Annotated in this window: 10 protein-coding genes and 1 tRNA gene; 1 reads left to right on the top strand and 10 read right to left on the bottom strand. The window is 49.4% G+C overall.

Translation table 11 applies throughout. From position 1 onward, the window contains the following. Positions 1-536 precede the first annotated feature (536 nt). Complete coding sequence (locus tag ACYQ2M_RS19165) at positions 537-1,667, top strand: DUF362 domain-containing protein (protein WP_459917988.1); 1,131 nt, start codon at positions 537-539, stop codon at positions 1,665-1,667. On the opposite strand, the gene ACYQ2M_RS19160 is transcribed toward ACYQ2M_RS19165, so the two are convergent. From ACYQ2M_RS19160 to pheT, 10 genes are all read right to left on the bottom strand, one after another. After that, positions 1,650-2,450: an MBL fold metallo-hydrolase gene (locus tag ACYQ2M_RS19160; RefSeq protein ID WP_459917987.1), complete on the bottom strand. Its 801-nt coding sequence runs from the start codon at positions 2,448-2,450 to the stop codon at positions 1,650-1,652. The two genes, ACYQ2M_RS19165 and ACYQ2M_RS19160, sit on opposite strands and share 18 nt — an antisense overlap. Continuing rightward, positions 2,450-4,534 carry a polyribonucleotide nucleotidyltransferase gene (gene pnp, locus ACYQ2M_RS19155; protein WP_459917986.1) on the bottom strand — a complete coding sequence of 695 codons (2,085 nt, stop codon included), beginning with the start codon at positions 4,532-4,534 and terminating at the stop codon, positions 2,450-2,452. Before pnp ends, ACYQ2M_RS19160 begins: the two co-directional genes overlap by 1 nt. Positions 4,535-4,864: 330 nt before the next feature. Then, positions 4,865-5,134, bottom strand: coding sequence for a 30S ribosomal protein S15 (gene rpsO / locus ACYQ2M_RS19150; RefSeq protein ID WP_459917985.1), 270 nt, complete (start codon positions 5,132-5,134; stop codon positions 4,865-4,867). Between the two features lie 186 nt (positions 5,135-5,320). Further along, on the bottom strand, positions 5,321-6,241 hold the full coding sequence (gene truB / locus ACYQ2M_RS19145) for a tRNA pseudouridine(55) synthase TruB (protein WP_459918004.1): 921 nt from the start codon (positions 6,239-6,241) through the stop codon (positions 5,321-5,323). A 5-nt stretch (positions 6,242-6,246) separates the two neighbouring features. Next, positions 6,247-6,615, bottom strand: coding sequence for a 30S ribosome-binding factor RbfA (gene rbfA, locus ACYQ2M_RS19140; protein ID WP_459917984.1), 369 nt, complete (start codon positions 6,613-6,615; stop codon positions 6,247-6,249). Further along, positions 6,616-9,795, bottom strand: coding sequence for a translation initiation factor IF-2 (gene infB, locus ACYQ2M_RS19135; RefSeq protein ID WP_459917983.1), 3,180 nt, complete (start codon positions 9,793-9,795; stop codon positions 6,616-6,618). A 203-nt stretch (positions 9,796-9,998) separates the two neighbouring features. Next, on the bottom strand, positions 9,999-11,363 hold the full coding sequence (gene nusA / locus ACYQ2M_RS19130; protein ID WP_459918003.1) for a transcription termination factor NusA: 1,365 nt from the start codon (positions 11,361-11,363) through the stop codon (positions 9,999-10,001). Continuing rightward, a complete protein-coding gene (locus ACYQ2M_RS19125) occupies positions 11,363-11,911 on the bottom strand; it encodes a ribosome maturation factor RimP (protein WP_459917982.1) in 549 nt (182 codons plus the stop codon). Before ACYQ2M_RS19125 ends, nusA begins: the two co-directional genes overlap by 1 nt. A gap of 464 nt (positions 11,912-12,375) precedes the next feature. Beyond that, a tRNA-Gly gene (locus ACYQ2M_RS19120) sits at positions 12,376-12,451 on the bottom strand. Between the two features lie 111 nt (positions 12,452-12,562). Then, positions 12,563-14,998, bottom strand: coding sequence for a phenylalanine--tRNA ligase subunit beta (gene pheT, locus ACYQ2M_RS19115; RefSeq protein ID WP_459917981.1), 2,436 nt, complete (start codon positions 14,996-14,998; stop codon positions 12,563-12,565). Position 14,999: the final 1 nt, after the last annotated feature.

The raw sequence follows: 14,999 nt of genomic DNA, 5'->3' as shown, positions 1-14,999 counted from the left end.
TCTGCTTACCGACGAAACAAACATGGAAAATGGTTTAGTACCACCCCCAACGAGTGAACGACGCTGCCTCGCATCGTCGGTTGACTTTTCGCCCTTTTTTTACCATACTTATTTTCTGGAATAAACAATGAAAAAAAGGCTCTGGGGTCTGGGTGTCGACAGCATAGTCCCCAACGGGCACCCGGTCCGGGGCCAGATCGCGTGCACGTCGGGAGACGGAGGTTTACTGCCATGTATGCTATATGAAAAGGCAGCCTCCAAGGCAACCTCAGCAGAGCCGCCCCCCCCGATGGTCAATAGGAACCGGACAATCGAACTGTCTACAGTTCCGGTCCGGGCCCATTGCCCGTCGGGGGGGGCGGCGGCGGTATAATGCCATTTGGCTCCGCGTCTACGACCCTATATTTGTTGTGTCCAACAGGACATGCCCGTTTTATATGAAACTCCGTATAAAATACTGCAATAATTAGAGTTTCATTTTTCGTTGTGGCAGGTGCCTACTGCCATATATGTTTATATATTAAAGGAGATTTTCCATGACAAGCACCGTTTATATAACCGACTTCAAGGCAACCTCCAGGGAAAACCTCCCTGAAAAACTCACAAGACTGCTGCAGGAAGCAGGCATTGACGGCATACTAAACAAAGATGACTTAACAGCCATTAAGCTTCACTTTGGAGAGAAAGGAAACACGGCGTTCATTCGCCCCCCCTACATCAGAAGCATTGTAAAGGCCGTAAGACAAAAAAAGGCAATCCCCTTTTTGACAGACGCAAACACCCTTTATGCCGGGGCACGCAGTGACACCCCCACCCACATCAAGACCGCAATTGAAAATGGCTTTTCCTTTTCCAGCATGGACGGTGCCCCCATTATCATTGCCGACGGTCTGAGGGGAAAAAGTGACAAGGCCGTTAAAATCAACCAGAAACATTGCAGGCAGGTATATATTGGCAGTGAAATCCTCTCCGCCGATGCCCTGATATCTGTGGCTCACTTTAAAGGCCACGAGTTGTCTGGCTTTGGGGGCACCTTGAAAAATCTTGGCATGGGATGCGCTTCCCGGCGGGGAAAACTGGATCAGCATTCCACGGTGAGTCCCAAGGTAAAACGAAAAACATGTATCGGGTGCGGGGAATGTGCGGCCCATTGTCCTGTTGAGGCCATTGCCATTGAGGAAGCAATTGCGGCCATTGATCCGAAAAAATGCATCGGATGCGGAGAGTGCATTATCCGCTGCCCCACAAGTTCGGTGAACATTCGCTGGAACCAGACCATCCCGGTTTTTCTGGAAAAAATGATGGAATATACGCTGGGGGTTCTGAAAAACAAGCAGGGAAAATCCCTTTTTATCAACTTTATTTCAGATATTTCTCCGGCCTGTGACTGCCTGCCATACAATGATGCTCCCATTGTAAGGGACATCGGCATTGCAGCATCCACCGATCCCGTTGCCCTGGATCAGGCCTCGGCGGACCTTGTGAATGCCGAAGCTGCCCTTCCCGGATGCTGCCTGAAGCACAACCTTCTGCCGGGGGAGGATAAGTTCAAGGGGCTTTACCCCCAAGTCCCCTGGGAACTTCAACTGAGTTATGGAGAAACCATTGGGTTGGGGTCCCGAAAATATACCTTGAAACGCCTGGAAACATTATCCTGGGACAAATAAGGGGGGAACAGACACCAGGGTCCCCGGGGCATGGGGCATGGCCACCTCCACCGGAAGATCGGGGGTGTTCAGGCGTTCCTGGAAGGTTTGAAGGGCTTGTGCGGGGGTATTGTTTTCATGGCTGAGATGGGCCAGAAATACATGACGCAGGCTGTCATCCCGGACTTCATTGACCAGATCACCAGCGGCAGCGTTGGAAAGGTGTCCCAAACGACTTCTCACCCGCTGCTTTAAATACCAGGGATAGGGACCCCGGGTGAGCATGTCCGGATCATGGTTGGCCTCCACATACAGAAGTGAACACCCTCTTAGATGGTTTTTCACCAGATGGGTGGCCACCCCCAGATCCGTGGCAAGACCAAACTTAACCCCCCCATGCTCCAGTGTAAACCCCGAGGGGTCTGCTGCATCATGGGAGATGGAAAAAGGATCTATTTTTAGATCACCAATGTGAAAACTGACCCCGCATCTGAAATCCTGAACATCATGGAGGGTGCCAAGTTTTTGTGAAGCCGCCTGAAGGGTCTGCCGGTTAATGTAAAGCGGAATATTATACCGGCGGCTCAAGATCCCCGCACCCCGGATATGATCGGTGTGCTCATGGGTGATCACCACAGCGGAAAGCATCTCCGGGGAAAGTCCCTTTTCAGCCATACGCCGTTCCAGTTCAATGCCGGAAAGACCGGCATCAACCAGAACCGCACTGTCTCCACCGGAAACAAAAACGGCATTACCCTTGCTGCCACTGGCAAGGGAACAGACACTGAGCCCCGGGGTATTCATTATTCCGTGACAGTTACAGCTTTATGGCTGAGACGAATCTTGCCGTCCCGGGTAATATCAAGCACTTTTACCTTGATGATATCCCCTTCCTTTACCACATCGGTGACCTTTTTCACCCGGTGGTCGGCCAATTCAGAGATATGTACCAGTCCATCGGTGCCGGTTTTGATACGCACAAAGGCACCGAAATCCATGGTTTTAACCACTTCGCCCTCATAGACACCGCCGATTTCAGGGTCCATGCCGATGTCATTTACAATCCTGCAGGCGGCTTCGCCATCTTCCTGGTTTGTAGCGGCAATCTTCACAAGACCTGTGTCATCCACCTCAATGACGGTGTTGGTGTCCGCCTGGATGGAACGGATCATTTTACCACCAGGGCCGATGATTTCCCGGATCTTGTCAGGATTAATCTTAACGACAATAATCTTGGGGGCATGGGGGGACATCTCCGTTCTGGCCGCATCAAGGGTTGTCAGCATGCGATCCAGAATATGAATCCGCCCTTCCCTTGCCTGGGTCAGGGCCTTTATCAGCACATCCCGGGAAAGTTCTCGGATTTTAATGTCCATCTGAAGGGCGGTGATACCGGTACGGGTACCGGCCACTTTGAAATCCATGTCCCCGAAATGATCTTCATCCCCAAGGATATCAGACAGGACCACTGTATTATCTCCGTCCTTTACAAGCCCCATGGCAATACCGGACACCGGTTCTTTTATAGGAACACCACCGTCCATCAGGGCAAGGGTACCGGCACACACCGTTCCCATGGAGGAACTGCCATTGGATTCCATGACTTCGCCCACAAGGCGGATGGTGTACTCAAAATCTTCTGTATCCGGCAATACCCGCTCCAGGGCCCGGGTGGCCAGATTTCCATGGCCCACATCCCGCCTGCTGGGACCGCCAGGGCGTTTACACTCGCCCACGGAATAGGGAGGAAAATTGTAATGGAGCATGAAGGCTCGGGTCTCTTCCCCGCCAAGGGTTTCCACCCGCTGCTCATCCCGGCCGGAGCCCAGGGTCAAGGTGCCAAGTACCTGGGTTTCTCCCCTGGTAAACAAGGCGCTGCCATGGGGTCGGGGCAGATTTCCCACTTCACAGGTAATTTCCCTGACCTCATCAAAGGGGCGGCCATCAATGCGTTTGTTTTCATTCAACACAATGTCCCTGCAGATGGTTTTCACAAGGCCAGAAAAAAGATCTTTGATATCACGGACCCTGTCGGCATAATCCTCTCCCAGCGCTTCAATCAGGTCGGTCTTCACCGTATCAAGGGCTTTGTTACGTGCCATTTTTCCCTGGGTCTGAACTGCTGAATGAATTTTATCACCCGCCAAGGTTTTGATTTTTTCAAGAAGAGTTTCATCCACCTCCGGGGGGGCGATCACTCTTTTTTCTTTGCCCATGGCCGCCTGGAGGGCTTCCTGGATATCAATGAGGGGCTGCATGGCCTGGTGACCAAAGAAAATAGCATCCAGCATCTCTTCTTCAGATACCATGGCAGCACCGCCTTCCACCATGATCACACCGGTTCTGGAGCCGGCAACCACAAGTTCTATGTCACTTTCCGCCAGCTGTTCCACGGTGGGGTTGGCCACATACTCGCCGTTAATGCGCCCCACACGAACCCCTGCAATGGGTCCGGCAAAGGGAATGTCAGAAAGGCCAAGGGCAGCCGATGCGCCGATAAGCGCAAGGGTGTCTGGCTCATTTTCCTTGTCCATGGACAGTACTGTGGCAATGACCTGGGTTTCAAAGTTATACCCCTTATCAAACAAAGGACGAATGGGACGGTCAATGAGGCGGCAGGTCAGGGTCTCTTTCTCACTGGGGCGACCGATTTCCCGTCGGAAATAATTTCCCGGGATTCTGCCTGCTGCATATATTTTTTCCTGATATTCCACGGTGAGAGGCAGAAAACTTGCATCCGGTTTGGGATCTTTGGCACTCACGGCTGTTACCAGCACCATGGTATCGCCATACTGCACCACCACAGAGCCCGATGCCTGCTTGGCCATTTTTCCGGATCGAATACTGAATTCTTTGTCATTAAGTTGGGTTTTAAATACTTGTTCCATAAATTCTCCTGTAAAAAAGGGCGGTTCTAAAAGCATCTTTATACAGAATAAACCCGCACATCCACCATCAGGAAGACCTGCATGGTGCATGTGCGAACTTATTCAGGCATCTGCCAAAGAATTACCGCCCGTTAATATTTATCATACCGACACCTGTATATCAGGTGTCGGCGTTTGGTTCTTCAGGGATCTGTTTTACGCAAATGACCCGTTTTCTCCTTGTGAAGCAACTTGAAAAGAGATCATCCAAGCTGCAGGGAAAAACCCGGGACCACCGCATTTTAATTTCAATCACCTTATGTGTAATTGAAGAACGTGCCCCTTATCTTCTTATCTTCTCAGCCCCAGTCTTTCAATGAGGGTTCTATATCTTGCAATATCTTTTTTCTTAACATAGTCCAGAAGACGACGTCTGCGACCAACCAGAATCAAGAGCCCTCTTCTTGAGTGATGATCTTTCTTGTGTATTTTAAGATGCTCCGTCAGGTAACTGATGCGATGGGTTAAAAGTGCCACCTGCACCTCCGGCGAACCGGTGTCCGAATCATGGAGCTTAAAATTTGCAATCATTTCTTCTTTGTTTTCTGCCAGTAAAACCACGGTAATACTCCTTATTTGGAATAAATTAATACGGGGCATTCATCCAACACACGGCCCTTTGCTGTGTTATCTGTCATCCAATATTCCATTCAGAAAAACAGATAAACGGACATCGCTGGAATCCCCCTGCCATTGAATTTGCCTCCAGATATATCCTCCCGGGACAAAAACAGTTTATACTATCGACTAATCCATAAAAACACAACAATAATTATATGCCTGGGTACGGACATCATACTCAACGATGGCTGCAAGGCATCCATGTGGACCAAGTATTCGAAGGAAATTATCTTCACCGGCGGCGGCATGGGCCCAGAAAGATGGCCCGGGAAGCAGATCACCCAAAGGCTGCCCAAAACCAATTTTTTTCAGCATGGGTTCATCGGCAGAAATGCCGGGCAAATTGGAAACAGCCTGGGCCATGGGAATGACCTGTTCATTGAAGGATTTGTCATCCATCTGTTCAAGTCCGGAAAGAGAGATGGTTTTATCAAGGGAAATGCCACAACAAGATGTCCGGCACAGACTTGCCAGATGGGCACCGCAACCAAGATAGACACCGATATCCCTTGCCAGGCTTCGAATATAAGTACCGGAAGAACAATGTACATTGATTTCAACCATGGGAAGATCCAAGGCTGTGATATCGATATTATATATTTCAATATCCCTGGCAGGCTTTTCAACGGGCCTGCCCTGGCGGGCCAGGCGGTAAAGGGGAACGCCCTGGTGCTTTAACGCAGAATAGATCGGGGGGATTTGCTTTTGGGGGCCTTTAAACCGGGCCACCACCTCTGCCACCCTGGTCCCGGAGATGGCATCCACACCAACATCTCCCACAGATGCCGTCATTTTGCCCTCGGCATCAAGGGTGTCGGTCTCCACACCAAGGTAGACGCCGGCTTTATAGGATTTTTCTCCACCCAAAAGAAAGCGTGAAAGGCGGGTTCCCTTATTTATACCACACAGCATTACACCGGTGGCAAAGGGATCTAGGGTACCGGTGTGACCTATTTTATTCACCCCGGACCGTCTTTTCAACCGAGCCACCACCCGGGCCGAAGACATACCTGCAGGCTTGTTAACGGCAATAATGCCGTCCATCACTGGGGTCAATGGTCATCCTTTAATGCATCATCAGAAAAACTTCCCTTGAGCAGACTGTCAATGCGACTGCCCCGATCAAAGGATGCGTCATGGATGAATTTCAAATCAGGCATGTATCGCAGACCAAGCTTGGGCGCAAGACTTTTTTTAATAAATCCGCAGGAACTTTTAAATCCTTCCAGAGCCTCCTGAACCCGTTTTTCATCCCCGAAAACAGAGAAGTAAACATAGGCAATCCGCAGATCCGGTGTCAGTTTAACCCCGCTGATGGTTGCCATCTCAATCCGTGGATCCTGTATTTTTTTGGTCATCAGCTCGGTGAGGGATGACTGAATCTGCACCCCCACCCGGTCTGCCCTTGGATATGGTTTCATTTATTTTATCTGCTCCAGCGTGGCTTTTCGTTCTTCGATCTCATAACACTCAAAAATGTCGCCCATTTTGATATCATTGTATTTATCAAGACCAATACCGCACTCATACCCCTGGGCCACCTCTTTCACATCATCTTTAAAGCGCCGCAGGGAAGCCAGTGTAGATTTACATTTCACAACACCATCACGCAACAGGCGGATCTTGTCTCCCCTTGTCATTTTCCCGTCCAGCACAAAGGAACCGGCCACAGTGCCCTTATTGGGAATTACAAAGGTTTCTCGCACCTCAGCACGTCCCAGGATATTCTCATGGAAGGTGGACGGCATCAAGCCGGTGAGAGCGGCCTTGATATCGTTGATGACATTATAAATAATGTCATAGAAACGCATATCAATGTTCTCTTCTTTGGCAAGATCTCTCACCTTTGGGGTGGGCCGAACGTTAAATCCAATGATAATGGCATCGGAAACCGCTGCAAGGGAAACATCAGACTCGTTAATGGCACCGGTACCGGAATGGACGATTTTGATATCCACCTCTTCCTGGGTCAATTTCATCACCGAATCATTCAGGGCTTCAAGGGATCCATGAACATCCGCCTTGATAATAAGTTTAAGCTCCCGGATGTCATCGGCACCCATGTTGGCAAACAGTTTTTCAAGGTTGGCCCGGCTCTTTTTGGCAAGTTCTTTGGCCCGTTCTTTCTGCATGCGGTGCTCACTGATCTGCTTGGCATCTTTTTCAGATGAAAGGGCTACAAATTCATCTCCAGCCTCGGGCACACCGCTCAATCCCACAATTTCCACCGGGGTACTCGGGCCCGCCTCGGTGACAGTCTGGCCCACGTCTCCGATCATGGTACGAATTTTTCCGGAATGCAGACCACAAACCAAGGGGGCACCCGCTTTCAGGGTTCCCTGCTCCACCAGCACCGTGGCCACAGGGCCTCTGCCGGCATCCAGTCGTGCCTCCACCACATGACCCATGGCAGGGCGGGTGGGATTGGCTTTGAGTTCAAGAACTTCTGCCTGGAGGAGTATCATTTCAAGGAGTTCATCAATGCCGGTTTCCGCCTTGGCCGACACCCTGGCAAAAATAACATCACCGCCCCAGTCCTCGGAGACCAGACCGTGTTCTGACAACTCCCGCATGACCCTTTCAGGATCGGCATCGGGTTTATCCATCTTGTTCACTGCCACAATCACAGGAACCTTGGCCGCCTTGGAGTGGTTGATGGCCTCTATGGTCTGGGGCATGACCCCGTCATCGGCTGCCACCACCAAAACAACAAGATCCGTCACCTGGGCACCCCTGGACCGCATGGCCGTAAAAGCGGCATGACCCGGGGTATCAAGAAAGGTAATCACCCCCTTGGGGGTCTCCACACTGTAAGCACCGATATGCTGAGTGATACCACCTGCCTCACCGGTGGTGATTTTGGATTTACGAATGACATCCAGCAAGGACGTTTTACCATGATCCACATGGCCCATGATAGTCACCACCGGCGAGCGACTGATGAGATCATCGGGGTTTTCGTCCACATGAAGGTCCATGAGCAGATCCTCTTCAAAGGAAGCTCTTTCAACTTCATAGTCAAATTCTGCGGCCACAAGAGCTGCAGTATCATAATCGATGGTCTGGTTCACCGTTGCCATGACGCCCATGCCCATGAGCTTTACGATCATCTCATTGGCTTTGATCCCCATGCGTTTGGCAAGTTCTGAAAGCTCAATGGTGTCATCAATCTTAACCCGGCGTTTAATGGCCTTGGGGATAGTAATCTGGGTCTTCTGTGCCTTTACTCGCTGTTTATTACGGGCATCCTTTTTCCGTCCTTTTTTCCCGCCACGGCCGCCATCGTAAAGATCTTTTCCTTCAACCACAGATCTTTTTTTACGGGGATTTCCCTTGGGTATGCTCCCTGGACCATCAGCCTGGTCCCATTTCTTGCGTTTGTCCTTTTTAGGTCTGGCTTTACCTGAGACATCTCCTCCCACGGGCATTTCACCGGGATCCACACGTGATGAAACAATCCTGGCATTGGGATTGGATTCAGATGGCCTTGCAGCAGAAGGCTTACTTACCCTTTTTCGGTACTTTGGTACATCCGCTGCCACAGTCGTACTAGCTTCCTTTTTTCGAGCAGGGGGAATAACAGGGGGCACGGCAAGTTTAATAATTTTTGCCGGCTCAGATTTTTTCATTTTCTTTTTGCGACGGCGTTTTTTATCACCGGCATCGGAATTGTCGCTATTGTCTTCAGTCTCAGAACCATTGTCGTCGTCAACTATATCCAGGGCACCGCCCTCCTCTTTGGTCTCGTCTTTGGTATTATCCATCGTTGGTGTTGTTTCTTGATCAGGTATGGTTTTTTCCACCGGAGACTGATTTTCCTTGATGGTTTTAACCCTATCATCAGGAGAAGATGGCTCAGGATCAGGTGTCACTGCTTCAAAAGGCTCTGAGACAGTGGAAGCAGGTGCCTCTTCAGCAGTATCCACAGGCGAAGACGTTGGTTCACTTACGTCTTTGGCAATGACCTCTGCAGGTTTTACCGGCACGGAAATGACTCTGGCAGGGGCGGACTTCTTCTTGGGTCTGGAATTTTTAGATCCCGGAGAAGCGTTTTTCTTTAATGAGGACTCTGCAGAATTTTCATTTTCTGTTTCAGCAGATGATTCCTTCACAGCTTCTTCTGGTCGGGCTTCAGGAGGAAGGGAAGGTGTTTCTTCAGACCCATTGGCATCTAGGGAGGTGTCAGATTTCAAAACCCCATTTTCCCGGGAATCTGTATCCCCAGGGGCAGCACTTTTTTGTTTTGCCTGTCCGGATTCTGTCTCTGAAATGGCTTTTAAGGAAGCCGAACCCGGTTTCACATCATCACCAGCAGACACATCTGCGTCTTTTCCTTTAACAGCTGCGGCCGCTCCTTTAACAGCTGCGGCCGCTTCTTTTTTCATGGGTTTGCGTCTTCGAATAACAGAAGGTTTCACCCTGGTCTCTGCCCGTTTATTCTTTTGCCCGAACATGCTTGCCTTAACCTTGCTGACGTCCTCATCTTCCAGAGAACTCATATGGCTTTTCACTTCAATATCCAACGCCTTCAGCTTTGTAAGGAGGGCTCTGTTCGTCAAATTAAGCTTTTTGGCCAGCTCATATACCCTGATTTTTGCCATCCGTTCCCCCAAGTATTCTCTCTTTTTATTCTGTTTATAAGGCTTATTTCACTCAACTTTCCAGATTTAAGCCTGTAAAAGGTTGAGCCTGCGGGGTCAGGCTTGTATTATGATCCTTTTTAGCGATCAGCATGTGCTGCCGAAAAAAACTGCCATAATACAAGCCTGACCTGACCCCGTTTATATCAACCGGGAAAGTCGAGTTATTTTACGTCATCTGCTTCATCATCGTCATCATCATCTGATTCGGAGACAGAGATTTGAGCGTCACTTTCCGCAATCTCCTGTTCAATGTCATCCGAGGAAGTTAGCTCAACGGGTACCGCTTTTCCTCCGGAAGCAATTTTCTGTGCATCCTCAATCAGCTGTGTCACATCCGCTTCTGGAAGTTCAAGGATAGACACAAGGTTTTCTTTCCCGCCGGATGCAACATCTGCAGATGAGCAGAACCCATTTTTATACAATGCCTCCGCCATGGACAGGGTGACATGGGGGATATCCATCAAAGAATCATATCCCTTTTTAAGACTGCGGCTGTATTCATCTTCACTCATCACTTCAAGGTGCCAACCGGTGAGGCGGCAGGCAAGACGGACATTCTGACCGTTTTTCCCAATGGCAATGGAAAGATAATCATCAACAACGATGATCTCCATGTTTTTGTTATCTTCATCGATGATCACCCGCGCGACTTCAGCAGGTGCCAGGGCGTTACACACAAATTTGGCCACATCGGGATTCCATTGAACAATGTCAATTTTCTCCCCCCGGAGCTCCTGAACAATGCTCTGCACACGGTTGCCCTTCATACCCACACAGGCACCCACGGGATCCACATCGGAATCCGTTGAACTCACAGCAATCTTTGAACGAACACCGGCTTCCCTGGCTGCACCTCGTATGGTCACGATGGACTCGGCAATCTCCGGCACTTCGGTGGCAAATAGCTTCACCAGAAATTCCGGATGGGTCCGGGACAAGAGAATCTGGGAACCCCTGGCATCTTCGAGAACATCCAGCACATAGGCCCGGATGCGATCCCCCCGGCGATACATTTCCCGGGGAATCTGTTCCCGGGAGGTCAGTATGGCCTCTGCTTGACCAAGGTTCACAATGATATTTCCCCTATCCACCCGCTGGACAATACCATTTATAATTTCACCCTTTTTATGAATAAAATTTTCATAAACCGCACTTTTTTCAGCTTCTTTCATCTTCTGGATGATGACCTGCTTTGCCGACTGGGCCGCAATACGTCCAAAAGAAGATGTATCCACCTTGATTCCTAGGCTATCCCCGATCTCACATTCGGCATCATAGCCAAGGCCCTCTTCATAGGTCAATTCAATATCAGGATCCTGAACATTTTCAACAACTTCTTTAAACTGAAAGACATCAACTTCGCCGGTTTTATCATCATAATGAACTTCAACGTCCGCCCGTGGCCCCAGTTTCTTTCTGGCAGCTGACTCAATGGCTTCTTTCAGGGTAACAACAAGTACCTCTCTGCTGATTCCCTTTTCCCGGCTAACCTGATCTATAACCCGCTTAATATCTGTAATTAACATCATGACTCCCCGTGTGAACCAGCCAGTCTTGCCTTGCCGATCTGTTCATATCGAATCTCCACCGTTTCTTGATTCACCGCAATGGTGACAAGATCATCACAGATCCCCTGGAGAATGCCGGTGAATTTCCGCCTGCCCTGAATCGGTTGTTTGACTTCTATCTTAATTCGATGCCCTGAAAAACGATTAAAATCAGTCGATTTTCTTAAAATTCTCTTGGGCCCCGGAGAAGATACTTCAAGGCGATATGCACCCATTTCTTCAAAATGCACATCCATCAAATCCCCAATCTGCCGACTCATGTGAGCACAATCACTGATGTTGACCCCACCGGGCTTATCAATGCATACTCTCAAAATAGCCCCGCCCCTGTCTGACAGGAATTCAAGACTCACAAACTCAATATTTTCTGATGTACACAATGGGTCCAGCAGTGCTTCCACCCTCCCTGCAACCGATTGTGTTTCCTGCTGTTTTTGCGTCACCATACCTTTGTAATCCGCCTTTATCCACACCGACACCATTTTTTTGCATTTAATAAATTCCATGGCGGGCGGCTGTGTATTGTTAATTTTCCAGAACGGAAGTAACCGTGCCTCGTCGCCAAAAATTGGGTTTCGGCCTCCACGATAGTATGCGTCACTCACCCCAAAAAAAAAACGGGCTAACGCCCGTTCCCTGATACCCTGTAAATCCGTGCCGACACGATTTATCAGCCACCCACTGCAAATTTCCATTGATGCAAACATTTGCAATGGATATCTCTGCTTCATTGAGGACAAAAAATGCCAGAGGCATTAGCACGCATGCCTGTTCAACAGCGGGTGAAGAAATCTCAAATATCTCCACCGTCACGAACACCGGGCCTGAAACAGAAAAACACCCATTAAGAACAAGGATGAATCACACTCCCATTCCAAGCATAAAAGTCTGGAGTTTTACGACCTGAAGGCAGGATCATACCCCATGGCGTCTGAACATTCCAATAATACATTGATCTGTTCAAAAAAAATGGAGCGGGCAACGAGATTCGAACTCGCGACACCAAGCTTGGGAAGCTTGTACTCTACCAACTGAGCTATGCCCGCTAACAATGTGCAACTTTAAAGCAAAAAAAGAAAATTGTCAACCATAAGTCATTTATTTTTTCTTGAACACCGGGGCAGAAACCGCTTGTCCCGGTGTGTGTTTTTGCCCTTTCATGCAGGCAGATCGGCATCATATTTGTCAATAAGCCACTTGGAAATAGTGGTATGAAGACCTTTTACCTTTTTCTCTTTCAATGTTTTTTCAGAAGATCTATAAACGATACGGAAAGAAAGAGATTTTTTACCCTCGGCCAGGGGAGCGCCTTGGTATACATCAAACAACAACACATCCTCCACAAGGGAGATGGTTTGGGTATGACGGGCAAGGTCATCACGAATATCCCCGGCGGCCACGGCATTATCTACAATCAGGGTCAGATCCCTTTCCACGGAAGGATACCGGGGCAATGGTACGGAAACAATAGATTGGGGGGTTGCCGAATGAAGGGCCGTCATATCCAGATCAAACACAAAGGCCTCCTGCTTGAGTCCCCAGCAGGATCTAACCACCTGGGAAATCTCACCCAGAGTTCCCACACAAGTACCCTTGATTTCCACCAGCGCTCCAGAACCCTTTTTAAAATAAGGATAAAGGGTCTCCGAAGCCCTTGAAAAAACAACATCTTTTTCAGAGATTCCCAAGCTGGCAAAAAGCCCCTCCACAACACCCTTGAGATCAAAAAAATCACAGGGTACGTCTTTTTCGTGCCATGAAAGCGTGGAACGATTTCCAGCCCAGATAGCCGCCAGCATTTCTTTTTCTCGGGGCTGAATACCCTTTCCCGTAGCCATAAAAATCTTACCGATTTCAAAAAGCTTCAAAGAGCTGACTTGCTTGGCAGCATTACGCCCCAAGTTTTCAAAAAGTCCCGGCAGCAGCGAAGTGCGAAGCACTGACATATCTTCTGAAATGGGATTAAGGACATGCTCCAGTGCCCACCGTTCATCATCGGGGGGCAATTGAAGTTTTTCACATATAGCGGCATCGGTAAAACTATAATTCACGGCCTCGGAGAAACCAAATCCGTTCATCATATCTTTAATTGATTCTCGAAAAGCAATTTCAGGAGCCGGTTGTCGTCTCAGGGATGGCACCATGGGAAAACTAGTTTTGATATTATCATATCCCCAGAGTCTTGCCACCTCTTCTGACAGATCTTCAGGCCGGGTCACATCCACACGGAAACCTGGAACATTTATTTTCAGCTTTCCCTGGCCAAGAAAAGTCACCCCAAACCCCACAGACATCAGCATTTTCTGGATGCGATCATCATCCAGATCTGTCCCAAGTCGACGGTTCAAGGCGGCAGTGTCAAGCTCAATGACATGGGGGGTAAAAGTAGTGGGATGCACATCCACAAAACCGGGAACAAGGGTACCGCCGGAAACTTCAATCATCAGGGAGACAGCACGACTCAAGGCTGTAAAACAGCCCTCCGGATCAATGCCCCGCTCAAATCTATGGGAGGCATCACTGTTGATTCCACAAAGCTTTGCCGTTCGACGGACAGAAACCGGATCAAAATAGGCGCTCTCCACAAGAACCCGGGTGGTTTTTGGAATAATTTCAGAATTTTCTCCACCCATAACGCCGGCAATACCCACGGGACCTCCGCCATCACAGATCATGAGCATATCCGGATCAAGGGTGCGGGTCTTACCGTCAAGGGTAATAAAATCCTGCCGGGAGCCAGCCCTGCCCACCTCAATACGCGCCTGGGTCAAGAAATCGTAGTCAAAGGCATGGAGGGGTTGCCCCATTTCCATCATAACAAAATTGGTAACATCAACGATGTTGTTTATGGGTTTAAGCCCCACCGACTCAAGGCGATCCTGTAGCCAGTAAGGGGATGGTCCCACCGTGACGTCCACCACCATGGCGGCCATATAGCGATGGCACAGCTCAGGATCATGGATCAGCACATTTATATACTCAGAAATACCTGAATCTTGCAAAGATGGTACCAAAAGATCCGGAGAACTCGGAGTAAAGGGCCTGCCGGTGAAAGCCGCCACTTCCCTTGCCACACCGATAACGCTGAGGCAGTCAGGGCGGTTGGGAGTCAGATCAATTTCAAGGACGGCATCAAAGAGGTCAAGGGCCTTGGCAAGGGGGGTTCCAGGAATTAAATCCGGGGCCAGCTCCATAATACCGGAACCATCAAGGCCAAGCTTTAATTCTGTTTTGCTGCACAACATCCCCTGGGACACCTGTCCCCGAAGCTTGCTTTTTTTAATTTCAAGCCCTCCGGGGAGCACTGCTCCCACCCGGGCACAGGCCACCATCATGCCGGATTTCACATTGGGTGCCCCACAGACAATACTGAGGACCTCATCACCCACATCCACCCGACAGCAACTGAGCCTGTCCGCCTCCGGATGTTTTTCCGCGGCATCCACTCTACCCACCACCACGTTATCCAGAAAAGCGTATCGATTTTCAACGGCCTCAACTTCAAGACCGGCCATGGTGAGCTTTGCCGCAATTTCTGCCGGGTCATCCATCACCGATGTATATTCTTTTAACCAGCTTAAACTGACTTTCATA

It is taken from the genome of Desulfocicer niacini, assembly GCF_054657595.1.
The sequence above is the reverse complement of the archived record's forward strand: the minus strand, read 5'-3'. Positions and strand labels throughout refer to the sequence as shown.